This window comes from Serratia sp. (in: enterobacteria) (assembly GCF_051654945.1).
In the GTDB taxonomy this organism is placed as follows: domain Bacteria; phylum Pseudomonadota; class Gammaproteobacteria; order Enterobacterales; family Enterobacteriaceae; genus Chania.
The window spans coordinates 45,845-71,634 of the sequence record NZ_JBOFZA010000081.1; the positions used below are offsets into that span (position 1 = coordinate 45,845).

Consider the following 25,790-nt stretch of genomic DNA (forward strand, 5'->3'; position numbering starts at 1 on the left):
ATCAGCGCCCTTGATAGTTCGGTGTACGTTTTTCGAAGAAGGCGGCAATGCCTTCGCGGCGATCGTCGGTGGCGGCCAGGGTGACAAACTGCTGGCGCTCCATTTGCAAGCCCTGGCTGAGGCCGGTTTCCTGTGCCTGCTTGAGCGCCTGCTTGGCGGCGCGCAGGGCTAGCGGTGCCTGTTGGCTGATGCGCTGGGCCAACTGCTGAGTGCGTTCCAACGTTAATGCGTCGACACAGACTTCGCTCACCAGCCCGATTTGCAGTGCGCAGCGGGCGTCGATGGCTTCGCCGGTCAGTACCATTTGATAGGCGCGGGATTTACCCACGCTGCGGATCAGGCGCTGGGTGCCACCGGCTCCGGGCATCAGGCCAAGCGTGATTTCGGGTAGGCCAAAACGGGCGCTTTCGCCGCACAGCGTGATGTCGCAGGCCAGTGCCAACTCACAGCCGGCACCGAGGGCGTAGCCGTTCACCGCCGCCAGTAACGGCTTGCTGAACTGGGCCAGGCGTTGCCAGAGCAAAGGGCGGTGATCGAGCTGGGTGGCGGTGACATCCTGTTGCTGTAATTCGCGCAGGTCGGCACCGGCAGCGAAGAACCGTGCGGCACCGGCGATCACCACCGCACCTACGCCGGTATCGGCATCGGCCTGTTCCAGTTGATAGACCAACTGCTCCAGGCAGGCGGTACTCAGCGCATTGCGGGCATCGGGGCGGTACAGCGTCAGCGTGACCACGCGTTGTTGCTGCTCATGCAGGATCCAAGGGGTTTCCATCGTCAGCTCCTAAACGTCAAAGTCCAGTACCACGCCTGCACCGCGTGGCCAGGACTGGCAGCTCAAGACATAGCCTGCCGCCAGTTGGTCCGGCTCCAGGCTGTAGTTGATCGCCATGTCTACCTCACCGGCCTTCAGCTTGCATTTGCAGGTGGCGCAGACGCCGCCTTTGCAGGCGTAAGGCAGATCGGCTCCCTGGCGCAATGCGGCATCCAGAATGCTGTCATCCTCACTGCCGACTTCGATCTTCAGGCTGCGACCGTCGAGGCGGATCTCTACCTGGGTAGCGTTGCGACTGCCTGCGTTAACCGGACGGGCAGTCATCCCACTGGTGTTGAAACGCTCGCTGTGAATATGTTCCGCAGGCATCCCGGCGAGTTCCAGCACGGTGTGCGCGTCGTCCATCATCGTCTCTGGGCCGCAGATAAAGGCGTGGTCGAATTCGTTGAAGTTCACCAGCGTGTTGCCTATGGCGGTCAGGCGATCACGATCGATGCGGCCGCTGAGCAGCGGGCTGTCGAGGTTCTCCTGGCTGAACAGATACAGCGGCTGGAAGCGCTGGGGATAACGGTTTTTCAGATCCGAGAGGGCTTCCTTAAACATCACCGAGCGGCTGGTACGGTTGCCGTAAATCAGCGAGAATTGGCTGTTGGGTTCCAATTGCAACGTCGCCTTGATGATCGACAGCATGGGCGTGATGCCAGAGCCGGCGGCGATCGCCAGATAGTTGCCCTGGGTCTGTGCCTGTGGCTGATAACCAAAGCGGCCCTGCGGCAGCATCACTTCCAGCTCGTCGCCCACCTGCAAGCTCTGGTTGATAAAGGTAGAGAAGCGCCCTTGATGGATCGCCTTGATACCGATCCGCAAGACGCCTTCCTGCGGTGCGCTACAGATGGAGTAGCAGCGGCGTAGTTCTTCGCCGTTGACCCGCGCCTTGAGCGTCAGGTGCTGGCCGGGGGTATAGCCGTAATGGGATTTCAGTTCGTCCGGGACGCGCAGCGTGATGGCGACTGCATCCGGGGTTTCGCGCTCGATGGCTGCGACATTCAGGCGATGAAAGACCGTCATGGTTTTCAGTGCTCCTAAATACATTTGAAATAGTCGAACGGTTCCCGACAGTCGCAACAGCGGTAAAGCGCTTTGCAGGCGGTGGAGCCGAACTCGCTGATCTTTTCCGTGCTGGAACTGCCGCAACGGGGACACTGCACTGGGCCATGTGCCAACGGTTTCTCACAGGTGTGCCCCTGCGGCGGTGCCACGCCGTATTCACGCAGGCGCTGGCGAGCATCCGCATTCATCCAATCGGTGGTCCAGGCCGGGCTAAGGCTGATGGTGATTTTCACCGGACTGAAACCCGCGTCATTCAGCGTCTGTTCAATGGCGTTGAGCAGGTACTCCGTTGCCGGGCAACCTGAATAGGTTGGAGTGAAGGTGATATGCCAGCCTGCACCTTCGCGCTCCACGTCCCGCACCATGCCCAGATCGGTAATGGACAGGACCGGCAGTTCGGGATCGCTGATCTGCTGTAAGCAGTGCCAGATCTGGGGGATCTCTGCCGGTTGCAGTCGGGTGATATTCATCATGGCCTCTACCAGTTACAGTTCGGGTAAGCGCGTGGCAGAAACTGCATCTCTGCCAGCATCGGGCCGAGGTGCTCAGTGTGACGCCCTTGCTTGCCGCCGTGGCGGAATGCCTGCTCGGTGGGCAGTGCGAGCGTGGCCTGGTGCAGCGTGTCGCTGACCATGGCTTGCCACGGAGCCTGCAATTGGCGCGGATCGACGGCGATGCCCAGTTCGGCCAATTGCAGCTCGATCTCGTCGGCGTGGAACAGCTCGGCGGTAAAGCGCCACAGATCGTTCAATGACTGTTGGATCTTCTGGTGGCTGATTTCGCTACCGTCGCCCAGACGGATCATCCAGCCGTGGCTGAAGCGCAGGTGATAGTCTGCTTCCTTCAGCGATTTGGCGGCGATGGCGGCCAGTTGGGTGTCCTTGCTGTGGCTCAGCTCGCGGTGCAACAGGACATGGTAGGTGTCCAGCAGGAACTGGCGTACCAGCGTGTCGTTAAAGCCGCCGTTGGGCTGTTCTGCCAACAGCAGGTTATGGAATTCACGTTCGTCACGGCCAAAGGCCAGGCTGTCTTCGCTGTGCTGTGGGCCGGAAAGCTCGGCGGCGTAGCTCAGAAAGTTGCGCGCTTGCCCCAGCAGGTCGAGGCCAATGTTGGCCAGCGCCAGGTCGATCTCCAACTCGGGAGCGTGGCCGCACCAGCCGCACAGGCGTTGTGCCAGGATGAGCGGCGTATCGCCCAAACGCAGGGCATAGCTGAGGGTTGCATCGTTAATCGTCGTCATGGCCTGCCTCTACATGTTCTTGATGCCGTCGGGAATGGTGTAGAACGTCGGATGACGGTAGATTTTGTCGTCGGAAGGATCGAAGAATGCCGCCCGATCCTCCTCCTGGGAGGCGATCAGATGGCTGGACTGCACCACCCAGATTGAACAACCTTCATTACGACGGGTATAGGCATCGCGGGCGTTTTCCAACGCCATCCGATCGTCTGCGGCATGCAGGCTGCCCACGTGGCGGTGGGCCAAACCCTGCTTGCTGCGAATAAACACTTCATACAACGGCCATTCGACATGAGTCATTTTTCTCTCCTCGATTAAGCAGCGTTTGCCGCGCGTTTGCTGGCATGGGCCATGGCACCATCCCGTACCCAACTGCCTTCGTCCCAGGCTTTCCGCTTGGCTTGCAGACGCTCGTGGTTACACTGCCCGCGTCCGTGGATCACCTCGTTCAGCTCTGCCCAGTCGATCTCGCCAAAGCGGTAGTGCCCGCTGGCCTCATCCCACACCAAATCGGCATCGGGGGCGCTCATGCCCAGGGCTTGCAATTGCGGTACGGTGTTGTCGATAAACTTCTGCCGCAGCTCGTCATTGCTGTGGCGTTTGATCTTCCAGGCCATGCTCTGCGCGCTGTGGGGCGAATCGGTATCGCTGGGGCCAAACATCATCAGTGCAGGCCACCAGAAGCGGTTGATGGCGTCCTGCAACATGGCTTTCTGCGCTGCGCTGCCCTGGGCCATAACCATCACGGCTTCGTACCCTTGGCGCTGGTGGAAGCTCTCTTCCTTACAGATTTTCACCATCGCTCTGGCGTACGGGCCGTAAGACGCGCGACACAGCGCTACCTGGTTGACGATGGCGGCACCGTCGACCAGCCAGCCGATCACGCCAATGTCGGCCCAGTTCAGCGTGGGATAGTTGAAGATTGAGGAATATTTCATCTGGCCGGCGAGCATCTTTTGGTAGATATCCTGGCGGGTGCAGCCGAGGGTTTCCGCCGCGCTGTACAGATAAAGGCCGTGCCCGGCTTCGTCCTGAACTTTGGCCAGTAATACCGCCTTGCGCCGCAGGGAAGGGGCGCGGGTCAGCCAGTTGGCTTCCGGCAACATGCCGACCACTTCGGAATGAGCGTGCTGGCCGATCTGCCGGATCAGGTTGCGACGATAGGCATCCGGCATCCAGTCTTTGGCTTCGATGGAGATATCGGCGGCAATCTTGTCGTCAAAGTGCTGCTGAAATTGTGCGTCAGTTGTCATGCTTGCCTCTTGGTGATTCGTGTTTTTCACATTGAAACTAAAAATGTGAATCACTTTAACTAACCGTAAGGCTACAAGTTGATAACAATAAGATCAAATGCAAATAGTGTGGTTTTGCTATTCGCATCACAATGCAATTTGTTAATTTATTGATTTTAATGTAATTAAATCTCTGTGTTTTCTTGGCTTTGTTTTGGTTTTATACTTTTGTTTTGTTTTTGTTAAATTTTAATCTGGCGCCGAATGGAAAATATGTGATACATCATTAAGCTTGTAATTGTCTATTTATGAATTCCGGAGGAGCAAATGCAGCAGTTAACCAGTTACCTTTCTGGCGCTTGGGCGTACGGCCAGGGGCAATCCCGCGAGATCCAGCATGCCGTTACCGGTGAGCCTTTGTATCAGGTCTGCTCCGACGGGTTGCCGTTGGCGGCCAGCCTGAGCTATGCCCGCGAGCTGGGCGGTAAGGCGCTGGCAGCGATGACCTTTCAACAGCGCGCACAGATGATCAAAGCGGTAGCGAAGCACCTGTTGGCCCATAAGGAAGCGCTGTATCAGATCTCCTATCAAACTGGGGCTACGCGTAACGACGGCTGGGTGGATATCGAAGGCGGCATCGCCACGCTGTTCTCCTATGCAGGGTTGGCCGGGCGAGAGCTGCCGGACGATACGCTGTGGCCGGAAGATGAGCTGATCCCTCTTTCCAAACAGTCGCAGTTTGCCGCACGCCATGTGCTGACCTCGCGCCCTGGCGTTGCGCTGCACATCAACGCCTTCAACTTCCCTTGCTGGGGTATGTTGGAGAAGTTGGCTCCTACCTGGTTGGCCGGTATGCCAGCCATCATCAAACCCGCCACCGCGTCGGCACAGCTGACCCAGGCGATGGTGAAACTGATTATTGACAGCGGGCTGGTGCCGGAAGGAGCGTTACAGCTGATCTGTGGTGGCGTGGGCGATATGTTCGAGCACCTCGATTATCAGGATGCGGTCACCTTTACTGGCTCGGCGCAAACCGGGCAAAAGCTGCGTGCTCATCCGCGGCTGTTGGAAAAATCCATCGCCTTTACCATGGAGGCCGATTCGCTGAACTGCTGCGTGTTGGGGGAGGACGTGACGCCCGAAATGCCAGAGTTTGCGCTGTTTATTAAAGAGGTCAGCCGCGAAATGACCAGTAAGGCGGGGCAAAAATGTACCGCCATCCGGCGCATTATCGTCCCGGCAGCTCGCATTTCTGAGGTACAACAGGCGTTGTTGCAGCGCTTGGCCGGTGTGACGATTGGCGATCCGCAACTCGAGCAGGTGCGGATGGGAGCGTTGGTCAATCAGGAACAGCGCGATGACGTGCAGCAAAAGGTGGAATTCCTGCTGCGCAATGGCTGTGAGCCACTTTGCGGTGCGACGCTGGATAAGTTGACGATCGTGGGTGATAGCGCGCAATCAGGCGCGTTTTACCCGATCACCTTATTGTACTGTGCCGATCCGTTCCGCCATCAGGCCGTTCATGGCACAGAGGCATTTGGCCCGGTGGCGACGCTGATGCCGTATCAAACTATCGAGCAGGCGATTGAGCTGGCGTTGCTGGGGCAAGGCAGCCTGGCCGGATCGCTGGTGACGGCTGATGAGGGGCTGGCTGCGCAATTTATTCGCGCCACGGCCTGCGCCCATGGTCGTATGCTGGTGCTCGATCGTCACGCCGCGACCGAATCGACAGGTCACGGTTCACCGTTGCCTTTGCTGGTGCATGGCGGGCCAGGGCGAGCCGGCGGTGGGGAAGAGCTTGGTGGGCTGCGCGCGGTAAAACATTACATGCGGCGCACGGCGATCCAGGGCAGTCCGTCGATGCTGGCGGCCATTGGCCGCGAATGGGTTCGCGGTGCCAATGTGGTGGAAGAGCAGGTACATCCGTTCCGTAAATACTTCGAGCAGTTGCAGATCGGTGAAAGCTTGCTGACTGCGCGACGCACCATCACTGAGGCTGATATCGTCAACTTTGCCTGTTTGAGTGGCGATCACTTCTACGCGCATATGGACAAGATCGGCGCGGCGGAATCCCTGTTTGGTGAACGCGTGGCGCACGGTTACTTTGTCGTGTCTGCCGCTGCGGGTTTGTTTGTCGATCCGGGCGTCGGGCCGGTGATTGCCAACTATGGCATGGAAAACCTGCGCTTTATCGAACCGGTGAAGATTGGCGACACCATTCAGGTGCGGCTGACCTGCAAAAAGAAAATCCGCAAGCCGCAGAAAACCGTTGAAGATCGCCCGCATGGCGTGGTGGTCTGGGATGTGCAGGTGCTTAACCAGCACCAGCAAGCGGTGGCGCTGTACAGCATTCTGACGCTGGTGGCGCGTCAGGAAGGGGATTTCAACACGGCGCACTAAGGCTGGATCGTCGGGGGCATCGTGCTAAGATGCCCTATTATTAGCTGAAATTATCTACCCATGACTATTCAACAGCTTAGCCTGAATGGCTTTCGCTCCATCCGCAATATGCAGTTCACCCTTGGCCGCGTGAATGTGATCAGCGGCCCAAACGGCTGTGGCAAATCCAATCTGTATAAAGCCGTACGCCTGATCCATGAGGCGGCTAGCGGTCGGCTGTCACTGGCCTTGGCAGAAGAGGGGGGCATTCAAAATGCGATGTGGGCGGGGGGAGCGCGCTTGGGGGATAGACGTGGCGATCCAAAACGGATGATCCTGTCGGCTACGCTGGACGATTTTGACTATGAAATTCAGCTTGGCTTTCCCCCGCCTGATAATGGTGATGATCCTAGCCTGTTTACGCTAGATCCCCTGGTGAAGCAGGAATCTCTGTGGTTGAGTGGGCATGGGCGGCGCAATTCGATGCGTCTGCTGGAACGCGCTAATCAAACCGCGTTTCTCACCAACGTCCAGGGAGAACGGGCGGCCTATCCCGCCGTGTTGCATGCGGAAGAGTCGGTATTTGGTCAGTTATCCGATCCGCATCTTTATCCTGAGCTATCGCAGGCCAGGGAAACTCTGCGCCAGTGGCGCTTTTATCATGAGTTTGCGGTTTGGCCGGGTTCGTCGCTGCGTGTGCCGCAGATTGGCATTCGCTCCCCGGTGCTGGCGCACGATGGCAGCAATCTTGCCTCTGCATTCAGAACCATCCATGAGGTAGGAAACAGCGCTTTGCTGTATCAAACGTTGGAACAGGCTTTCCCTGATTCCATGTTTAAGGTACAGGCCCAGCAGGGCCGCTTCCAATTATTGATGCATCGTGAGGGGATCCTGCGGCCACTCGAAGCCGCCGAGCTTTCCGACGGCACGTTGCGTTTTCTATGCCTGACGGTGGCGATGCTCAGCCCAAGGCCGCCTGCCTTTATGGCGTTGAACGAGCCGGAAAACAGTCTGCATCCGGATTTGTTGCCCGCGTTGGCACAACTGATTGCCCAGGCCAGCCGCTACAGCCAACTGTGGGTCACCAGTCACTCACCACTACTGGCGGGTTTGATTGCCGAGCATTGCACCGTAACGCATTACCAACTCTCTCAGCAGCAAGGCGAAACCGTGGTGGAACAGCAAGACTGAGTCTAGATGCTGCAAACCTGGTTCTTACCGCCTTTTTTCGCCGTATACAGGGCGCTATCCGCCATGCTGACCAAGCTCAGCGGCGTGTCATTATGCGGATGCGGCACTTTAGCGGTGGCACCGATACTGGCAGTGATCATTCCCAGCGGGCTACCCGTGTGGGCGATTTTCAGCTGGCGAATGCCCTCCAGCACCCGCTCGGCAAAGGCAATGGCGCCTTGAAGATCGGTATCCGGCAGAATAATCGCCAGTTCCTCGCCGCCGTAACGCGCCATCAGATCGCCAGGGCGGCTTGCCATGCCTTGCAGCAAGCGGCCCAGTTGTTGTAAACACTGATCTCCAGCCACGTGGCCATAGATATCGTTAAACTGCTTGAAATAATCGATATCGAGCATCAGCAAGGCCACTGAGCGATCGTTGCGTGCAGCCCTGGTCATTTCGTTTTTCAGCGCGATATCAAATTGGCGGCGGTTGGCCAGGCCGGTCAAGCCATCCAGCAATGCCAACTCTTCCAGCGTGTGGTTCATTTGCGTCAACTGATCGCGGGTGCGCATCAGTTCGACTTCGGTCTGGACGCTATGGTTAATCTGGCGGATCAACACCAATCCAAGGGCCAACAGGATCGACAGCAGGACGCCGCCGCCGACGGCAAACAGTGACGCATCACTGCGCCAGTCTGCGAGAACGTCTCGTTTCGACAGCCCGGCGGTGATCACCAGCGGATAACGTTCTAGCCGTGAATAACCATAGACTCGTTCCACATTATCAAACTGTGACACCAGAGTGACGTTGCCAAACGTGGAGTGCGGCAGAATTTCACGGAACAGGATGCTGTGGGAGATATTTTTGCCGATGGCATTCTCATTGTATGGACGGCGGTACAAAATGGTGCCGTCGGCCAGCACCAGGCTGAGTGAGGCGTCGTTATTCAGGGCAAAGGTGTTATAAAACTGGCGGAAATAATTGACGTACAGCGTCGCAATCACCACGCCGGCAAAACTGCCGTCCGCATGGTTAAGCCGGCGCGACACCGGAATAATCAAATCGCCAGTTGAGCGGCTACGGATCACTTCGCCTATATACACCGCATTATTGTTATGGGTGACGTGGTATTTAAAGTACGCCCGGTCAGCATTATTGGCATGGCTGAGTGGTTTACCGTTGGAGGTCAGGAGCCAGTTACCCTGGGTATCATAGACAAAGCTGCCATGCAGTTGCGGAAAGTTGCTGGCCTGAGTCTGCATGACTTTTTGCAGGCGCAAACGCTGAGTTTCGCCCAGACCATCGTTTTCAATACGCTCGCTGAGATCGACCAGGTTATTGTCCACCTGGGCAAAGGTATCCTCGGCATGTTGCGCCAGCGATCGGGCCAGATTCTGCGAGTCGTTTTCGGCAAGTTGCAGGTTGCGTTGATGAGAGTTCCAGATTTGCCAGGCATTGAATATCACCAGGGTGAGCACGACGATAATCACAAACACGCCAGCCTGAAAGAGTAACGGCGAGTTCTTTTTTTTCCCGGGTAATTGATTTTTTTTTGGTGGGAGCTGGGGTGCTAGCATAGCATTCCTGTTATGGAATCAGTTGGGTACAGGTATTGCGAACAATCTTAACCCTTATATCTGCGACTTGCATGTCCAGTTATATCTCCAGGATATAATCAGCATAAATTGACACCGGGGAGGCGCATGGCAGCACTATCTGACGCAATGATGCAGGTTTTACTGACGCTGGCGGTATATTACCCGTTTACGCTCGGAGGGCTGGCAGGGTTGATGATTATCGCGCTCCTGCGGCGCAGATCGCCGTTCTGGCGGCTGGCTCTGCTGCCGTTGCTGGTGCTGTTTGTCTTGTTCGCCCTGGTGGCTTACCGTTGGCATTATTAGCGTTGAGCAGTGCCCGCTATCAGAGCAAGGCACTGTACCGTACGGTTATTCAACGTTGACCATCCAGTTGACTCCGAACTTATCGGTCAGCATACCAAAGCCCTTGGCCCAGAAGGTTGGCTGGAAGGGCATGGTGACGGTTCCCCCTTCGGCTAGCCGATTAAACACCTCACCGCCTTGCTCGACGTTTTCACTGCGGATAGAGAGTGAATAACCGCGATGTGTTGGTCCGGTTGGATCGGCCGGGCAACCATCCGATGCCATAATGACGTTTTCTCCGATCGCCAGTCTGGCATGCATTATCGAATCGGGATCGGTATCAGGCGCGCCATTTTGCTGTTCCTCTGGCGGCATATCCCGGTAACGCATCATGATTTCTATATTGCCGTTTAACTGTTGCGCATAAAAATTCACCGCTTGTTCACAGTTACCGGAAAAAAACAGATAGGGTTGGATCAGCATAGCCCCTCCTCTTGCTTTCACATAAACAATAACGCCGCAGAGCCGTCCCATAAGGCTGCCAAGGCATAGACCAATACCAGAAACAACATGAAAGGGGGATTGCTCATGGTGCCATCCTCGGTCACAGTTTTGTTGAGCATCATTCATTATAGCTGATTATGGTGCGGCAACATGACAATCCGATGAAAATTGCACATTTTTTGCGCAGGGTTTTTCAGACTACAAGAGATGGGTAACTCGCTGATTTTTGACTATAGTATAGGTACAGAGGCATTAATTCTGTCAGGGGGTGGTCTCTGACGAACAACGTCTTGATAACAGCATTGCCAGCAAGTGCAGGCAACGAGTCACTAAGGGAGAGTAAAAATGGGTATCATTTCCTGGATCGTTTTTGGCTTAATCGCCGGTATTTTGGCTAAGTGGATCATGCCGGGTAAAGACGGCGGCGGTTTTATCATGACTGTGATCCTGGGTGTGGTGGGTGCGGTTGTCGGTGGCTATATCAGTACCTTCTTCGGAATGGGCCGGGTCGATGGCTTTAATCTGGGTAGCTTTGTGGTTGCCGTTATCGGTGCCCTGGTGGTGCTTTTTATCTACAGAAAGATCAGAAGCTAATCAACAACCGGACAACGGGGTCGCTGCGGCGGCCCTTTTTCATTTAAATGTGATGAACGTACGGCGTTCTGAGAAGGGGATAGCAATGGGATTATTAGATGGGTTGGTCGGCGCATTGAGCGGCGGTAAAGGGATGGATTACAGCGCTATTTTGCAGTGGGTTGAACAGCAGGGGGGCCTGCCAGCCATTCTGGACAAACTCCGCCAGGGAAATTTGGCGGATGTGGTCGCCTCCTGGATCGGCACGGGTGAAAATCAGCCAATCAGCGGTGAACACGTTGAGCAGGCGTTAAGCAGCGATGCGATTGCACAACTGGCTGGCAAGTTGGGGATCGATCCGGCGCAGGCTTCCGCCCTGATTGCCCAGTACTTGCCGATGATCACCGACAAACTGTCACCGAATGGCCAAGAGCCACAGGGCGGCGACCTGATGAGCGCCGGTATGGATTTACTGAAAGGTAAACTGTTCGGTTGATAGTTCCCCTCCGGCTGGCCGGAGGGGGGCTGTTACAGCGTCAGCATAATTTTACCGATATGGGCGCTGGACTCCATCAACGCATGAGCCTGTGCGGCAAGTTCTAGCGGGAATGTCTGGAAAATCTGCGGTTTTAATGCCCCTCGTGCCAGCAACGGCCATACTTTCTGTTCCAGGTCGGCGGCGATCTGAGCTTTGTCTTCCACACTGCGCGCCCGCAGGGTTGAGCCGGTATGGGTCAGGCGCTTAAGCAGCAGCGGCATCAGGTTCAGTTCTTTCACTACGCCATTTTGCGTACCGATCTGTACGATACGCCCGTCCATGGCGGCGGCGCGGTAGTTCTTCTCTACATACTCCCCCGCGATCAAATCGACAATCACATCGGCGCCTTTGCCGTTGGTGGCAGTTTTGGTCAGTTCAACAAAATCTTCTGTACGGTAGTTGATGGCGACGTCGGCACCCAGTGCCAGGCTGGCTTGCCGCTTCTCTTCCGAGCCGACGGTAGTGATGACATAAGCACAAAAGGCTTTTGCCAACAGAGTGGCGACGGTGCCAATCCCGGAAGTACCCCCGTGGATCAGCACGGTTTCCCCGGCCTTGAGATGGCCGCGCTGAAACACGTTGACCCAAACGGTGAAGAAAGTCTCGGGTATGGCGGCGGCTTCCAGCATGCTAAAACCTTCAGGCACCGGTAGCGCGTTGCTTTCATGGACTTTGCAGTACTCGGCATAACCTCCACCGGCGATCAGAGCGCACACGGCGTCACCGGGCGCGTAACGTTGCACTCCAACGCCAACGGCTACCACCGTGCCGGCAATTTCCAATCCCGGGATATCCGAAGCGCCAGGAGGCGGGGCATATTGCCCACGGCGTTGCATAACATCTGGGCGGTTGACGCCTGCGGCTGCAACTTTCACCAGTATTTCACCCTGAGCCAATACTGGCAGTGGGCGCTGTGCCGGTATCAGCACTTCAGGTTCACCCGGTTGGCTGATTTCGATAACTTTCATGCTATCAGGTAGTGGTGTATTGGCTGGCATGCCTACTCCTTCAATCTTTCTGCCTATGCGGAACACCATCTTAGCGAAATATTTCAGCGGGCATGTGCTTGATAGAGCGGTTTTGCAAATCGAGATCGGAAGGGAGATTTAACATCAGTCGTTGGGCGGAATGCGAAAACCTTTCAGTGAGACGATAAAGTGCTTTTTGCCTTTGGAAATCTTTGCGCCTTGGTCGCACCATAGGCTGGCGAGTTGGAAGAAGTCATCGCTGTCAATGTCATAGGCCAACTCAATCTTTTTCGCCGTTCCTGAGCGGATCAGCGTCTCTGCCTGCTGGTGATTAATGGCTTTTACGGTGTTCATAACGAAATCCTTGGTGTTAACCCGGTGCGGATAATCGCTAATTATCATATGGCTGGATTATGACATTTTTGTGATGGAAATATGACGTTGGGCCATTCTGTGGCTTGGCGCAGGGTAAACAAGGGGCGCTCGTAGCAAATTCGCAGTGATGGGGGTGGGGCGTTTTTTTGTCATGGGTTAGAGTTGGCGGCATGCAGGTTCGGATCTAGTATGGGCGTAAATCTTTTTACCAGACCGGGATTATGACCAATCAAGTGCGTAAACCAACTCTGCGTCAGCGGAGCTATCAGCTGTTGTTTGGTAACCAAACCCGGATCGGGCGCAGGATGCAGCTATTCTGGTTGAGCACGGCGCTGCTCAGCGTGCTGTTGCTGTTTCTCGAACCCGGTGGCAGTTCGCTGTATACCCCCGATTCTCAGGTGCTTCATCAGCTGTTTTTGGCTGAGCTCTTGTTCACCAGCATTTTTACGGTGGAATATCTGTTGCGGCTTTGGTGTACGCCCAGCAAGGAGCGCTACGCCATCAGCTTTTTCGGTATCGTCGATCTGCTGACAATGTTGCCGATGTACATCATCTGGATATTCCCCCACATAGCGGTGGAGTATATCGTTCTGCTGCGCGTGTTGCGGATCCTGCGTGTATTGCGGGCGTTGAAGCTGCTGCGTTACATGAGTGAAATGGGCATTGTCTGGCGCAGCATCAAGCTGGCGCGCCATAAGCTGGCTATGTTCTTTAGCTTTGTCGGCGTAATGCTGTGCGTGTTTGGCGGGTTGATGTACGCGGTGGAAGGGGGCAGCGGCGGATTTACCAGCCTTGGCGCTTCGATGTACTGGGCTGTCGTCACGCTAACCACCGTTGGCTATGGTGATATTGTGCCCCATACGCCATTAGGGCGGATGCTGGCTGCGGTACTGATCCTGGTCGGGTATTCAATTATTGCGGTGCCTACCGGCATCCTCACCGCCTACATGTCGCAGGAGATGCAACGCAATCGGGAACAGCGCCATTGTGTGCAATGCGAACGTGGCGGGCATGAAACCGAGGCGAAGTTTTGTAAATTTTGCGGGGCGGCGTTACCACCATTATCAGTGAAATCCACAAGATAACGTCGATAATTTCGCCAGAGGGGAGCAAATTCTGTGCGTTCGCTCCCCCTTTCCAGCTTCACGAGCTAAAAAGAGTTGCTATTAAACGCCCGACATGAGTTAATGATTCTCGGCCTGTGGTACAGACCTATTTATGCACGACATTTTGAGTAAAGTAGTTCAAATTTAAAGCGTTATCCTTGATAGCTCTTCACTGACGAATTTCCTTTCTAGTGCCTCCATAAGTAACTGATGACCGGCTATTTCATGCCCATGGTGGCTTACATTTTTATTGAAGGAATTCAACATGTCTAACATGATCAAAGGTCAAGTGAAGTGGTTCAACGAGTCTAAAGGTTTTGGTTTCATCACTCCTGCAGACGGCAGCAAAGACGTGTTCGTACACTTCTCTGCAATTCAGGATCAAGGCTTCAAGACCCTGGCTGAAGGCCAGAACGTACAGTTCTCTATCGAGAACGGTGCTAAAGGTCCGTCAGCGGCTAACGTTACCGCTATCTAATCGGCCTCTCGCTGATTAACAAAAACCCGCCAAGGCGGGTTTTTTTGTGTCTGCGATTTGGGCAGGGTGGGGGGGCTAAAAGCGTTCGCCGTGGCAAGCCAGGGTAGTGCTGTGTTCTGCTAAGCTTTACTGATCATGGCCACATAATAGGGCGGTTATTTTTCCCTCACCCAGCCATCTCCCCGAAGAAAGGGAGGTGTGCAGTGGCGTAGTCAGCATTAGTGTTAATCTGTAGCACCGATGAGGCCTACGGGGCTGTAACAAGGCATTATGCGTTTTTTGTTAACTGAGACGTATTACGTAGCAATGGGTTCTCTTCATCAACTGTAATAGACTGACATCCGTGATAAACAACGAGGTAGAGCATGAAGGTTAACGATCTGGTGACGGTAAAGACCGACGGCGGCCCACGTCGGGAAGGAGTAGTGCTGGAAGTTGAAGCGTTTAGTGAAGGCACCATGTATCTGGTGTCATTAGAGGATTACCCGGCAGGCGTGTGGTTCTTCAATGAGATCGATAGCCGTGATGGCACTTTTGTGGAGTTGCGCAGCGCTGCACAGGAGTAGACTTTTCCCGGTCATCAAAGCAGCTCGCTACCGGTCTGGCTGGTGGGCTGAACTGACCGCCGAGTCATGCGCTGCTGGCAATCAGCAAAAACACCCGTTGCAGCCGCAACGATGCTGGACATGGGTATTTTTTGTCGTACGCCAAGTCACTTCGTAGCGCTGTTGTTTTGCTTGGCCATGGGTTCGGCCACGGTGGCTATCAACGGCTGTTGACGAAAATGCCGCTGGTGAGCGTGTCGGTCAGACGCACAACATGGTAGATGATCTGCTTGTTGTGGGTTTTGATCTTTCTTTTGATATTTCCCTTGTGGGAAGAGACGGTTTTCACCTTGATCTGCATCTGGTCCGAGATCTGGATAGTGCCTTGGCCGGACATCCACATGCGCAGCATGTTTGATTCGGTTTGGCTCAGAGTGACAGGTGTTTGATCCAGCGAGCTTTTTTCCGGGCGGATCGGCTTTCTTTCGAGGTAGTAGCTCAGCAACTGGCTCATGGTTTGCGGTTTAATCGATTTTGATGAAATGATAACGTTTTTGCGCACGTATAAATAATCATCGAAATGTACGTTGGTGATCGCCATGAAAATAAAGAATAAAGTATCGGGATGCAGAGAAATTACGCGTTTTATTCGTTCTGTCGCGTCCGCTTCATGTATGAAGCAGTCTTCATTCAGGAATACCATATTTGGCTTAAGTCTGGTGCATTTTTCATGCAGACCATCGATATGACTGACAGCGTTGATCTGACGTTTTTTCACCCCGTGCGATGCCAGGTAATCAGTTAACCCTAATCTGGTGTAACTGCATGAATCCATAATGATTATTGGCATGTCGCTCCCCCACTCAAGTCCGTTTCCACGCGATTATAAAAAGATAAGCCTGAAGAGATAGGCTAAAAGTTACAAAAAAACCACATCTTATGAAGGCAACTTTCTATCAATAAAACCGGTATGACTCAACGTATTTTCAAATTATATTTTGTCGTTTACCCGAACCATTAATTTGGCTTATGTCGACTTATTCTACTCGCTGGCTCGCTTGCCGCTAGAAATATCAGCGGACTCCAGGTTATCAGCGTTAAATTTGTGACTAAGGTCCGGTATTTTCAGCGTGATACTATTTTTTGTTAATGGGATGATTCTTAAGTTTGTCTAATAACTGGCTGTAGTGCCAGAATTGGCGGTTTTTTGACTGATTTTGTGGCTGCCCTTTCATCACCAACTTCCATTAAGTACGCTTATTCAATTGATTGTATCAATGTATTGAAACAAATGGTAACGATTCTTGGTTGTTTTGGCGTACTTGAGGAGCGTGTTTATTACCCAAACCAAGCAACAATAAGTAGCTCCGCTAACGAAGTTGCGTTAAATGAGATAACTTATCTAAATTATTTTGTTGTTAACTATTCATTGTCGGTGAACTTATCGGGCGACTTATCGGTATTCCTGTCGTATCTTGGGGAACGGACAGAACGAAGTGCTGCCAAATACCCTCAATAACGACATTACGATCAGGAGGCCGGGTGGATCACAATCAGTTTGGGCAACCCATTGGTGCGGTGCTTGAAGGTTGGCAACCTGCGGGTGAACCGGGAAAACAGAGCCTCCAGGGGCGCTTCTGCTGTTTGCAGCCGATGGATATCGCACGCCGTGCCGGTGAACTGTTTCACGCTTACCAACTGGCAGAAGATGGGCGTGACTGGACCTATCTTTCCTGCGAACGCCCCACCGAGCTGGCTGATTTCCAACAATACTTGCAACGACAACTGGCCACCCAGAGCAGAAACACCATGGCGGTGATTGATGCGACTACCGGGAAAGCGGTCGGTACCTGCGCTTTCTTGAGTATCGACCAGCTCAACGGAGTGGTTGAACTGGGGATGATCAACTGGTCACCGTTGATGCAGCGGCGGGCGATGGGCAGTGAAGCCATCTTTCTGATGCTCAGACATGCTTTTGACGACCTGGGGTTCCGCCGCTGCGAGTGGAAATGCGATAGTCTGAATGCCCCCTCCCGTGAGGCAGCCCTACGCCTGGGTTTCACTTTTGAGGGCACCTTTCGTCAGGCGATGACCAGAAAGGGACGCAACCGTGACACCGACTGGCTCTCCATCATCGACGGTGAATGGCCGTTATTGCGTGAGGCGTTTACCGCCTGGCTGTCGCCGCTGAATATCACAACCGACGGCCAGCAGAAGCAACGCCTCGCAACGTTCAAGACTCGGCCCGACAAGCCTGCATCGATGCCAGCGCCAGAGTAATATCCTGTTCTTCGGTCATCCAGTTCACCAGGGCGGCCCGAATACCCGGTTGGCCTGCGTAGCTGGTTGGTGTGCAGCGCACCATGCCGTGTCGGTCCAGGCGCTCAATAAAGCGATTGCGTACGGCGGTGGCATCGCCGGTAATGCCCTGTAGCGCAAAACACACGATGTTGAGATCCACCGGAGCCAGCAGGCGAAAGCCTTCACTGGCTGCTAGCCCATCGCCCAATAGGCGCGCCAGCGTCACATTACGTTCGACGACTTCCCGCATACCGCTGCTGCCGTAGGCTTTCAATGCCATCCACAGGGGAAGTGCACGAAAGCGCCGCGAGTTCTCAGGCGTGAGGTGCAAATAGTTGTCCGGACGCAGCGCGGGGGCCTCCAGATAGGCCGAATGGTTCTGAAATACCTGCATCTGTAATGCCAGATGACGAGTAAATTGGATGGCGCTGTCATACGGCACATTCAGCCATTTATGGGCATCAACGGTGATTGAATCCGCCTGATGCCAGCCTGCCAGCAGATGCGCCAGACGAGGAGAGCAGGCCGCGATACCTCCGAAAGCGGCATCAACGTGCAACCAGAATGGATAACGTGCACGGAGTGCCAGCAGGCGAGGAAGATCGTCGAAAACGCCCGTGTTTACCGTGCCCGCGCTGGCGAGCACCATGGTGGGAACCTCTGGCGTGGCGGCAAGCTGGCGCTCCAGCGCCTCGATATCGATAACTTCAGAATCTGCCCGGCTGGAGATGATTTTTAACGCATCACGCCCAATACCCAACATGCTGAGCGCTTTTACGCTGCTGGCATGAGCGTTGGCGGAAAGCACCTGAATCGGCCCCAGTGCGGTCATGCCAAGCTGTGCTACGTCGATCCCACGCTGTTGCCCCAGCCACTGGCGGCCGATGGCGATCCCGGTGAAGTTGGCCATGGTGGCTCCGCTGACAAAGCTACCGCTGAAGTCGGCGGGCAGTTGCAGCAGCGTTTTCAATTGATCAATCGTTGCCAATTCAATAGCCGCCGCCACGGTATCATGGCTCAATTGGCTATTCTGGTCGGCAGTGCTAACCAACCAGTCGGCAGCCAGCGCGGCCGGAGTGCTACCGCCGGTGACAAAACCAAAGTAACGTGGCCCGGCACTGCCGGAAAGCCCTTGCTGGTAGCGTTGCCAAAAATCCGCTAACGCCGCTAACGCACCGCAACCTTCTTCGGCCAGCCGATCGTCACCGGGTTGCAACTGCTGTGCGTCCAGGGGAGGGCAGACCGGCCGTTGGGTTAAACTGGCAAGAAAACCTTGTGCCAGTTGGTTGGTGTAGTCAAGTATGCGGGGTAAATCGTCAAGATCCTGCTGCAAACGTGGATGCATGGGCGTTCCTTTGGTTGATGGCCTGTATGTTTGCACTATAGGTGATCCTGATTGGTGCTAATATCGATAAAAAATGACCCTTTTGGATAGCAAGGTTAACCAGTAATGACTGAACGGATCCCTCTGCAAATCTTGCCAACCTTTGTGATTGCCGCCCGGTTGGAGAATTTGCGTGCCACGGCACAGCGCCTCAGCCTGACTCACGGTGCCGTCAGCCAACAAATTCAGCAGCTCGAGCAGGCTATTGGTTACCCACTCTTTGATCGCTCTGGGCGCGGGGTTCGGCTAAATGCCGCCGGGCGTGAACTGCTGGCAGCCACCGAGCCTGCCTTACTCGCTTTGCAACAGGGCGTTGACCGAGCCAGAAGGGTAGCGGTAAGCCAGAGGTTGCGCATCAGCGTGCTGCCTTCCTTTGCCCATTGCTGGCTGTTGCCCAGGTTGGCAGAGTTTCACCGTGCCTGTCCTGGACTCCGTTTGGACATTGATGCCTCGCTGGCGATACAAGACCTGGGCCGAAAGGGATTCGATGCCGCGATCCGCATTGGTGATGGCCAATGGTCAGGCGTTCAGGCACAGCGCATCGCAACGGGTGAGGTACAGCCGGTAGCAACCCCGGCGCTGGTCAGGCAATGGCAGAAAGCATTTGATGCTGGAGATCCGCAGGTGCCGCTGCTTGAACATGACGTCACTCCCTGGCGCAGCTGGTTTGCTGCCGCGGGACAAAATAGCGGCGGGCAACAATTGGCATTGTTCAACGATGCCGGGTTACTGCTGCGCGCCGCCGAGCAGGGGTTTGGTATTGCGCTGGTCAAAACCGTGCTGGCGCAGGATGCGATTACCGCCGGACGGCTGGAGCCACTGGCGGCGGCGCAGCATTTGGGCGATAGCGATGTCTATCTGGTCTGGCCGCAAGCTGGCGGATTAACGCCTGAAGTGAACGCGTTATTGAATTGGTTACAGCAACAGCTCAGCTAAACCGCTGCCTTATATTGTTGCGATTTAAAACAATATTTAAATAAGGGACATGCTCGGTTTATCTTTCGTTTACTATTTTAACCTTTACTTCATTACTGCAGGTAACTATACTCCAGCCAAAATTACCGAGGAGAAAACCCATTGGACAGTTGCAGTAGTAGCGAAATAATAAAGGCAAGTTGACCAATCTCCTGTGATTTGTTGCTTGCCGAACACGGCGGGCAGCACCCCTCTCTAGTTATTCCGAGCTGTGCAAACCCGAATATGATTGTTGTTCCCGAGGCGTTCGCGCATTGGGTGTATTGATTCGGATATTATTATGGTATTTAACCATCATTACGGCTTGTTCCCTCCAGGCACTCATACGCTAACCCGCTGATTGATTTTCGGCGCGAATTCGCGTGTGCTTAACGGCACATGATTCAACCTCAATGATTAATTAAGGGGAAGATCATGGCTATGACTCCTTTTATCCTGAATTTATTCCTGGCGATGGGCCTGGGTGCCGTTATCGGTGCCGAACGTCAATGGCGTCAGCGTATGGCGGGCCTGCGTACCAATTCTTTGGTGGCGACCGGGGCTGCCGTTTTTATCCTGAGTTCCGTTACCACCGAACCGTCCAGCGCGGGACGTATTGCGGCGCAGATCGTCTCCGGTATCGGTTTTCTCGGTGCGGGTGTGATTATGCGGGAAGGGCTGAATATCCGCGGCTTGAACACGGCCGCCACCTTGTGGTGCTCGGCTGCCATCGGCGTGCTATGCGGCCTGGGACAACACTGGGAGGCCGTTTCGGCCACCCTGGTGATCCTGTGTGCCAACATTCTGCTACGCGAAGCGGCGCAGCGCATTAACCTGCAACCGCAGCAGCAGGCGGTGGATCTGGAACTGCGTTATCGTGTCCAGGTGACCTGTGGAGAACAGGATGAAATCCTGGTTCGCACCCTGATCCTACAGGCATTGAACGGCGTGGCATTACGTCTGCAATCACTGCGTAGCGCCGATATTGCCATTCCGGGCCAGCTGGAAGTCTGTGCAGAAATCCTGGCCAATCCGGCTGCGCAAAAAGAGATTGAGGGCATTGTCTGCCGTATTAGTTTAGAACGCAGCGTGAGTGCCGTGCATTGGCGTGTCGCGTCAGAATTACCCGTTTAACGATAATTAATCCTCGCCTCAATGGTGATAAGGAGGTGTTATGCAAACTCCCCCCAGAGATATGACTACCCTGGGTAATTAAGGTAAACAGCGTTACCTTAATTACGCCAGCAAACTAAATTCCACTTTGCGTATGTTCACCCGTTATTACGGGCGGGGTAACCCTGAGTGCAAAGTAAAAAAAAGAGAATAGCGTGATGACCCATATTAAAGAAAATAACCGTCGCCGTGATAAACATCGCGAGCCGTATGCCATTGCTCTCGAGGCAAAGAACAGTCTCGATCAAACGTTGGCTAATTTGAATTGTAATCGTATCGGCCTGACCCAAGAAGATGCCCAGGAGCGTTTGCAGCATTTTGGTACCAATCAGGTTGCTCATGAGAAGGCACCGCATGCGCTGGTGCAGTTAGTCAGCGCGTTTAACAATCCGTTTATCTTTGTGCTGATGGTATTGGCCGGGATCAGTTTCTTTACCGACTACTGGTTGCCCATTCAGCATGGTGAGGAAACCGATCTTACCGGCGTCATCATTATCCTGATCATGGTGGCGTTGAGCGGTTTGCTGCGTTTCTGGCAGGAATATCGCACCAATAAAGCGGCTGAATCGCTGAAGTCGATGGTGCGCACCACGGCAACGGTGCTGCGCCGCAGTAATTTCAGTTCCCAGCCGCTAGCGATGGAAATACCCATCCGTGAGTTGGTTCCGGGCGATATTATTCAACTCTCGGCCGGGGACATGGTTCCCGCGGATCTGCGCTTGCTCCATTCACGCGATCTGTTTATCAGCCAGGCCATCTTGACCGGTGAAGCTATTCCGATCGAGAAATATGATGCCCTGGCCAGCGTCAGCCAAAAGTCCAGCGAGATCGATGCCTCCAGCGAAAGCGAACTGCTCGAGCTGGCCAATATCTGCCTGATGGGCACCAACGTGGCCAGCGGCACGGCGACGGCGGTGGTGGTCGCGACCGGTGGCCGCACCTACTTTGGCTCTTTGGCCAAGTCGATTGTCGGCACCCGTTCGCAAACCGCGTTTGACCGTGGGGTAAACAGCGTTAGCTGGCTGCTGATCCGCTTTATGTTGGTGATGGTGCCGATCGTGTTGCTGATTAACGGTTTCACCAAGGGTGACTGGACAGAGGCGGCCTTGTTTGCTCTGGCGGTTGCCGTAGGTCTGACGCCGGAAATGTTGCCGATGATCGTGAGCTCAAACCTGGCGAAGGGGGCTATTGCCATGGCACGGCGCAAGGTGGTGGTCAAACGCCTGAATGCGATCCAGAATTTTGGCGCGATGGACGTGCTGTGTACCGATAAAACCGGCACCCTGACGCAGGATCGCATCATTCTGGAGCACCATCTGGACGTCAACGGCAGCAAGGATAACCACGTGCTGCATTTGGCCTGGTTGAACAGCTTCCATCAGGGCGGTATGAAAAACCTGATGGATCAGGCGGTGATCCGTTTTGGCCAGGGGCAGCCTGGGGTTGAGGCGCTGGGACGCTATAGCAAGGTTGATGAACTGCCATTTGACTTCGTACGCCGCCGCCTGTCGATTGTGGTGCAGGATGAACAGCAGCGCCAACTGCTGATTTGCAAAGGTGCGGTTGAAGAGATGCTGGAGATCGCCACTCACATCCGCGTCGGGCAGCAGGTATTGGTGCTAGACGAGGCGCGCCGTGCCGATTTGCAGGCCTTGGCCTGCCAGTATAATGAAGATGGTTTCCGCGTACTGGTGCTGGCAACGCGAGATCTGGGCCAGGAGGGCTGTACTTTGCCACTCAGCATGGCGGATGAACGCGATCTGGTGATCGAGGGGGTATTGACCTTCCTCGATCCACCGAAAGAAAGCGCACGTGAAGCAATTGCAGCCTTGCAGGAAAATGGCGTGGCGGTGAAAGTGCTGACCGGCGACAACCCGGTGATCACCTGCAAAATCTGCCGTGATGTCGGCCTGGAACCGGGACAGCCGCTCTCCGGTCTGGAGATCGAGCAGATGGATGATGCCCAACTGATGCGTGAGGTTGAGCTGCGAACGGTATTCACCAAGTTGACGCCGCTGCAAAAATCACGCGTGCTGAAAATGTTGCAGGCTAACGGCCACACCGTGGGCTTCCTGGGTGATGGCATCAACGACGCCCCGGCGTTACGCGATGCCGATGTGGGTATTTCGGTTGATACCGGCACCGATATTGCCAAGGAATCTGCCGACATCATCCTGTTGGAAAAGAACCTGATGGTGCTGGAAGAAGGGGTGATCAAGGGGCGTGAAACCTTCGGTAATATCATCAAGTATCTGAACATGACCGCCAGCTCCAACTTCGGTAACGTGTTCTCGGTGCTGGTGGCCAGTGCGTTTATCCCGTTCCTGCCGATGTTGGCGATCCATCTGCTGTTACAGAACCTGATGTACGATATCTCCCAGCTTTCCCTGCCGTGGGACAAGATGGACAAAGAGTTCCTGCGTAAACCCCGTAAGTGGGATGCCAAGAATATTGGTCGCTTTATGCTGTGGATTGGGCCGACGTCTTCGATTTTCGATATCACTACCTATGCACTGATGTGGTTCGTGTTCGCCGCCAATAGCGTAGAACATCAGGCGCTGTTCCAATCCGGCTGGTTTATTGAGGGCTTGCTGTCACAAACGCTGGTGGTGCATATGCTGCGTACCCAGAAGATCCCGTTTATTCAGAGTACGGCGGCGTTGCCGGTGCTGTTGACCACCGGGGTGATTATGGCTCTCGGCATCTATATTCCGTTCTCACCGCTCGGGGCATGGGTAGGGCTGCAACCGTTGCCGTGGGAGTATTTCCCTTGGTTGGTGGCGACGCTGGTCAGCTACTGTGTAGTGGCGCAATTGATGAAGCGTTTCTACATCCGTCGCTTTGGCAAGTGGTTCTAAACTAGGTTCGCGCCGGGCGTCAAGCCCGGCGTTTTGCTAATGCTGCGGTTCAGAAACTTTTTACCAGAACTTCACGCGGCAGTTCTGTGCCATGTTTTAGCAGATGGTCGAAGGATTTCTCGCAGCTTTTCAGCTGTTGCAAAAACTCCTGGGGAGACAGATCGTGTTTTTTACCGCTCATATAGGCCAGCGCCAGCTCTTTGGCTTGATAGCGTGAAAAATTGTACATGGTGCCCCCGATGGAATAAGCATTGTCATTACTACTGATTGTAGGGGGCGAGCAGATAATAGACAGTGGCTTTGGTGTATAGAATCAATAGCCGAAACTTAACTCCCCTACAGGCTGCGGCAATGCCTGCGATATTCCGACGGGGAGCGATCGGTATGCTTTTTGAATATTCGGCAAAAATAGTTGCTGTCGTCGAACCCGCAGTTATGGGCGACCTCTTTGATTTTGAGATCGTAGCCACGCAGCAGATTTTTCGCCCGCTCCAGGCGCACCGCGGTGATGTACTCATTGAAGCCGACCGGACCCGCTTTTTGAAACAGGTGGGACAGGTAGTTAGGGGTAATATGAAATCGTTTGGCGACGCCTTCCCGTGTTAACGGCAGCCCGGCGTGGTCATCAAGATAATCCTGGATGGCCAGCAGCAGTTCCTGGCTTTTACTGACGGTTTGGCCCTGGCTGGCGAGCTGTTCCAGGCAATGGCTTATCAACCCGGTAAAGATCAGCTGCGAGGTTAACGCATCGGGTTGCAGTAACACCTCATTCATCGCCAACAGCAGGTAGGAGCCGACTCTGGGCCCGCGTCGCGCAACGTGCTGTTTGTGACTCTCGCACAGCGTTACTCCGTCCCAGCGTTGCAGGCTGAAACCCAGCCTTTGCTTGCTGAACAGGATGCTCAGCGTGGTCGCTGGCCGGGTCCATTGCGGAAAACTCCATTTACCGGCAGGGACATAGAGCACCTGATAGCGCGAGAGCGTGTTATTCGCCAACGGCAGACACTGCTCTTCAACTTCCCCTTCGAGCACGATCTCAAGGCGAGGAAAAGCCACGCAGAAGGCTAACGGTGGTGCGGGGAACGTGGGATCGGGGAAGCGTACCTGGATCGCATCCTGATGGGCAATCAACTGATTAAGCAGGGTAACAAGGGATTCAGACATCGCGATCTCCAGTGCTCTTCGGCGGTTAACGATAGATTTTTTATTAGTGGTGCTCGTTAGTCGTAGGTTTGATCCAGCAATGCTGTCGGTGACACCGGTTTTGCGTATTTTGACCAAGGTCACATTTTTGGCCTGCGTGCATCTGTGTCCAGTATTTCGTAGTAAAAGCCCCCTGTTTTTGGCCGAGGCTTCCAGTAAATTTGCCGTCATGTTATCAAAAAGTAAATGGAGAAATCATGATGCAGCGTCAATCCGAGATCTACCTGGAGGCTTTAGGGGCCAACATTGAGTTAACGGCGCAGATGAAGCAGGAGCTTGATACGTTAGGCTATACCGTGGTGCACAACGTGGCGGATCCTGACTGGTTGGTGGCGATGCGCGATCTTATCGACCAACTGGTGGAGAAAGAAGGGGATAACCTGGCCATTGAGCACCATCAGGAAGCGACGGCAACGCGGATTGCCAACATGGTAAATAAAGGTGTGGTGTGGGAAAAAGTCTGGTCACACCCGCTGATCCTGTCTGCCTGCCGCTACATTTTCAACGGTGAGTTTAAAGTCTCTAGCCTGAATGCCCGCGAAGCCTTACACGGCGGTGGCCATCAGCCTTTGCACGCCGATTGGAAAAAGCCGCGCCCCGATTTTCCCAAGGTACATCTGGTCAATGCGATATGGGCGATTGACGATTTAAGTGCGGAGAATGGCGCACCACGCATCATTGCCGGAACGCACTTGCGGCCGGAACTGCCGGAGGACGTGTTGGCCGATCCTGATTTGGCACATCCCGATGAGATTGTCTTTGCGGCCCCGGCCGGCAGCGTAATGATCTACAACGCACATACTTGGCATGGCGGTACACAGAACCAGATCGGCACCCGGCGGCGTGTTCTGCACTCACTCTATATCGACCGTGCAGATACCGCTCAGCAGGATCAGCGCCGTTGGCTGAAGGAAGCAACCGCCAGCCGATTGACTCCGGCACAGAAATGGCTGCTGGATGTGCTGTAGGGACGCCGCATGCCGCGTCCGGTCATTGATAACTACACAGGATCTGCGATACAGCTCTCGTTAATTGTTGCGTTAA

27 protein-coding genes are annotated in these 25,790 nt (G+C 54.6%); 13 read left to right on the forward strand and 14 right to left on the reverse strand.

What is annotated here, in order from left to right:
- Position 1 precedes the first annotated feature (1 nt).
- Genes paaF through paaA form a run of 6 tightly spaced genes read right to left on the reverse strand, consistent with a single transcriptional unit; the run spans position 2 to position 4,375 of the window.
- Positions 2–775 carry a 2,3-dehydroadipyl-CoA hydratase PaaF gene (gene paaF / locus ACRDCA_RS16555; protein WP_438690518.1) on the reverse strand — a complete coding sequence of 258 codons (774 nt, stop codon included), beginning with the start codon at positions 773–775 and terminating at the stop codon, positions 2–4.
- A gap of 9 nt (positions 776–784) precedes the next feature.
- Positions 785–1,843: a 1,2-phenylacetyl-CoA epoxidase subunit PaaE gene (gene paaE / locus ACRDCA_RS16560; protein WP_438690519.1), complete on the reverse strand. Its 1,059-nt coding sequence runs from the start codon at positions 1,841–1,843 to the stop codon at positions 785–787.
- A 14-nt stretch (positions 1,844–1,857) separates the two neighbouring features.
- Positions 1,858–2,355: a 1,2-phenylacetyl-CoA epoxidase subunit PaaD gene (gene paaD / locus ACRDCA_RS16565; protein WP_438690994.1), complete on the reverse strand. Its 498-nt coding sequence runs from the start codon at positions 2,353–2,355 to the stop codon at positions 1,858–1,860.
- An 8-nt stretch (positions 2,356–2,363) separates the two neighbouring features.
- Positions 2,364–3,125: a 1,2-phenylacetyl-CoA epoxidase subunit PaaC gene (gene paaC / locus ACRDCA_RS16570; RefSeq protein ID WP_438690520.1), complete on the reverse strand. Its 762-nt coding sequence runs from the start codon at positions 3,123–3,125 to the stop codon at positions 2,364–2,366.
- Positions 3,126–3,134: 9 nt separating this feature from the next.
- Entirely contained in the window at positions 3,135–3,422 is a 288-nt protein-coding gene (gene paaB / locus ACRDCA_RS16575; protein WP_438690521.1) for a 1,2-phenylacetyl-CoA epoxidase subunit PaaB, read from the reverse strand.
- A 14-nt stretch (positions 3,423–3,436) separates the two neighbouring features.
- On the reverse strand, positions 3,437–4,375 hold the full coding sequence (gene paaA, locus ACRDCA_RS16580; RefSeq protein WP_438690522.1) for a 1,2-phenylacetyl-CoA epoxidase subunit PaaA: 939 nt from the start codon (positions 4,373–4,375) through the stop codon (positions 3,437–3,439).
- A 306-nt stretch (positions 4,376–4,681) separates the two neighbouring features.
- On the opposite strand from paaA, the gene paaZ reads away from it, so the two are divergent.
- Together paaZ and ACRDCA_RS16590 are read left to right on the forward strand one after the other, a co-directional pair.
- A complete protein-coding gene (gene paaZ, locus ACRDCA_RS16585) occupies positions 4,682–6,754 on the forward strand; it encodes a phenylacetic acid degradation bifunctional protein PaaZ (RefSeq protein ID WP_438690523.1) in 2,073 nt (690 codons plus the stop codon).
- 60 nt (positions 6,755–6,814) lie between these two features.
- Positions 6,815–7,924 (forward strand): AAA family ATPase, encoded by a 1,110-nt coding sequence (locus ACRDCA_RS16590; protein WP_438690524.1) that lies wholly within the window; start codon positions 6,815–6,817, stop codon positions 7,922–7,924.
- Between the two features lie 2 nt (positions 7,925–7,926).
- On the opposite strand, the gene ACRDCA_RS16595 is transcribed toward ACRDCA_RS16590, so the two are convergent.
- A complete protein-coding gene (locus ACRDCA_RS16595) occupies positions 7,927–9,483 on the reverse strand; it encodes a sensor domain-containing diguanylate cyclase (protein WP_438690525.1) in 1,557 nt (518 codons plus the stop codon).
- A 126-nt stretch (positions 9,484–9,609) separates the two neighbouring features.
- Here ACRDCA_RS16595 and ACRDCA_RS16600 point away from each other — a divergent pair, with 126 nt between their 5' ends.
- Entirely contained in the window at positions 9,610–9,807 is a 198-nt protein-coding gene (locus ACRDCA_RS16600) for a hypothetical protein (RefSeq protein WP_438690526.1), read from the forward strand.
- 45 nt (positions 9,808–9,852) lie between these two features.
- Here ACRDCA_RS16600 and ACRDCA_RS16605 read toward each other — a convergent pair whose 3' ends face one another.
- Positions 9,853–10,269 (reverse strand): VOC family protein, encoded by a 417-nt coding sequence (locus ACRDCA_RS16605; protein ID WP_438690527.1) that lies wholly within the window; start codon positions 10,267–10,269, stop codon positions 9,853–9,855.
- Between the two features lie 366 nt (positions 10,270–10,635).
- On the opposite strand from ACRDCA_RS16605, the gene ACRDCA_RS16610 reads away from it, so the two are divergent.
- Complete coding sequence (locus ACRDCA_RS16610) at positions 10,636–10,884, forward strand: GlsB/YeaQ/YmgE family stress response membrane protein (RefSeq protein WP_368464365.1); 249 nt, start codon at positions 10,636–10,638, stop codon at positions 10,882–10,884.
- Positions 10,885–10,969: 85 nt separating this feature from the next.
- Positions 10,970–11,359 carry a YidB family protein gene (locus ACRDCA_RS16615; protein ID WP_438690528.1) on the forward strand — a complete coding sequence of 130 codons (390 nt, stop codon included), beginning with the start codon at positions 10,970–10,972 and terminating at the stop codon, positions 11,357–11,359.
- 32 nt (positions 11,360–11,391) lie between these two features.
- Here ACRDCA_RS16615 and ACRDCA_RS16620 read toward each other — a convergent pair whose 3' ends face one another.
- Positions 11,392–12,399 (reverse strand): NAD(P)H-quinone oxidoreductase, encoded by a 1,008-nt coding sequence (locus ACRDCA_RS16620; protein WP_438690529.1) that lies wholly within the window; start codon positions 12,397–12,399, stop codon positions 11,392–11,394.
- A 114-nt stretch (positions 12,400–12,513) separates the two neighbouring features.
- On the reverse strand, positions 12,514–12,723 hold the full coding sequence (locus tag ACRDCA_RS16625) for a hypothetical protein (RefSeq protein ID WP_438690530.1): 210 nt from the start codon (positions 12,721–12,723) through the stop codon (positions 12,514–12,516).
- Positions 12,724–12,965: 242 nt separating this feature from the next.
- On the opposite strand from ACRDCA_RS16625, the gene ACRDCA_RS16630 reads away from it, so the two are divergent.
- The 3 genes from ACRDCA_RS16630 to dsrB all read left to right on the forward strand — a co-directional run bounded on the left by ACRDCA_RS16630 (position 12,966) and on the right by dsrB (position 14,894).
- On the forward strand, positions 12,966–13,829 hold the full coding sequence (locus tag ACRDCA_RS16630; RefSeq protein WP_438690531.1) for an ion transporter: 864 nt from the start codon (positions 12,966–12,968) through the stop codon (positions 13,827–13,829).
- A 286-nt stretch (positions 13,830–14,115) separates the two neighbouring features.
- Positions 14,116–14,328 carry a transcription antiterminator/RNA stability regulator CspE gene (cspE, locus tag ACRDCA_RS16635; protein ID WP_004946278.1) on the forward strand — a complete coding sequence of 71 codons (213 nt, stop codon included), beginning with the start codon at positions 14,116–14,118 and terminating at the stop codon, positions 14,326–14,328.
- A 365-nt stretch (positions 14,329–14,693) separates the two neighbouring features.
- Positions 14,694–14,894, forward strand: a complete 201-nt coding sequence (dsrB, locus tag ACRDCA_RS16640; RefSeq protein ID WP_438690532.1) for a protein DsrB — start codon at positions 14,694–14,696, stop codon at positions 14,892–14,894.
- Between the two features lie 199 nt (positions 14,895–15,093).
- Here the strand turns inward: dsrB and rcsA are convergent, their stop codons facing one another.
- On the reverse strand, positions 15,094–15,723 hold the full coding sequence (rcsA, locus tag ACRDCA_RS16645; RefSeq protein WP_438690533.1) for a transcriptional regulator RcsA: 630 nt from the start codon (positions 15,721–15,723) through the stop codon (positions 15,094–15,096).
- A gap of 692 nt (positions 15,724–16,415) precedes the next feature.
- Between rcsA and ACRDCA_RS16650 the strand changes: the two genes are divergently transcribed.
- Positions 16,416–17,153, forward strand: coding sequence for a GNAT family N-acetyltransferase (locus tag ACRDCA_RS16650; RefSeq protein ID WP_438690534.1), 738 nt, complete (start codon positions 16,416–16,418; stop codon positions 17,151–17,153).
- On the opposite strand, the gene ACRDCA_RS16655 is transcribed toward ACRDCA_RS16650, so the two are convergent.
- Positions 17,107–18,519, reverse strand: a complete 1,413-nt coding sequence (locus ACRDCA_RS16655; RefSeq protein ID WP_438690535.1) for a pyridoxal phosphate-dependent decarboxylase family protein — start codon at positions 18,517–18,519, stop codon at positions 17,107–17,109. The genes ACRDCA_RS16650 and ACRDCA_RS16655 overlap by 47 nt on opposite strands.
- A 105-nt stretch (positions 18,520–18,624) precedes the next feature.
- Here ACRDCA_RS16655 and ACRDCA_RS16660 point away from each other — a divergent pair, with 105 nt between their 5' ends.
- The 3 genes from ACRDCA_RS16660 (at position 18,625) to mgtA (ending at position 23,543) form a co-directional block, all read left to right on the forward strand.
- The gene (locus ACRDCA_RS16660) at positions 18,625–19,494 is read left to right on the forward strand and encodes a LysR substrate-binding domain-containing protein (RefSeq protein WP_438690536.1); all 870 of its coding nucleotides are present in this window, start codon (positions 18,625–18,627) and stop codon (positions 19,492–19,494) included.
- Positions 19,495–19,947: 453 nt separating this feature from the next.
- Complete coding sequence (locus tag ACRDCA_RS16665) at positions 19,948–20,646, forward strand: MgtC family protein (RefSeq protein ID WP_438690537.1); 699 nt, start codon at positions 19,948–19,950, stop codon at positions 20,644–20,646.
- 197 nt (positions 20,647–20,843) lie between these two features.
- Positions 20,844–23,543 (forward strand): magnesium-translocating P-type ATPase, encoded by a 2,700-nt coding sequence (gene mgtA, locus ACRDCA_RS16670; protein ID WP_438690538.1) that lies wholly within the window; start codon positions 20,844–20,846, stop codon positions 23,541–23,543.
- A gap of 49 nt (positions 23,544–23,592) precedes the next feature.
- On the opposite strand, the gene ACRDCA_RS16675 is transcribed toward mgtA, so the two are convergent.
- Both ACRDCA_RS16675 and ACRDCA_RS16680 read right to left on the reverse strand, forming a co-directional pair.
- Positions 23,593–23,772 carry a hypothetical protein gene (locus ACRDCA_RS16675; protein WP_438690539.1) on the reverse strand — a complete coding sequence of 60 codons (180 nt, stop codon included), beginning with the start codon at positions 23,770–23,772 and terminating at the stop codon, positions 23,593–23,595.
- A gap of 107 nt (positions 23,773–23,879) precedes the next feature.
- A complete protein-coding gene (locus ACRDCA_RS16680; protein ID WP_438690540.1) occupies positions 23,880–24,707 on the reverse strand; it encodes a helix-turn-helix transcriptional regulator in 828 nt (275 codons plus the stop codon).
- A 239-nt stretch (positions 24,708–24,946) separates the two neighbouring features.
- Between ACRDCA_RS16680 and ACRDCA_RS16685 the strand changes: the two genes are divergently transcribed.
- Entirely contained in the window at positions 24,947–25,714 is a 768-nt protein-coding gene (locus tag ACRDCA_RS16685) for a phytanoyl-CoA dioxygenase family protein (RefSeq protein ID WP_438690995.1), read from the forward strand.
- The last annotated feature ends 76 nt before the right edge of the window (positions 25,715–25,790 follow it).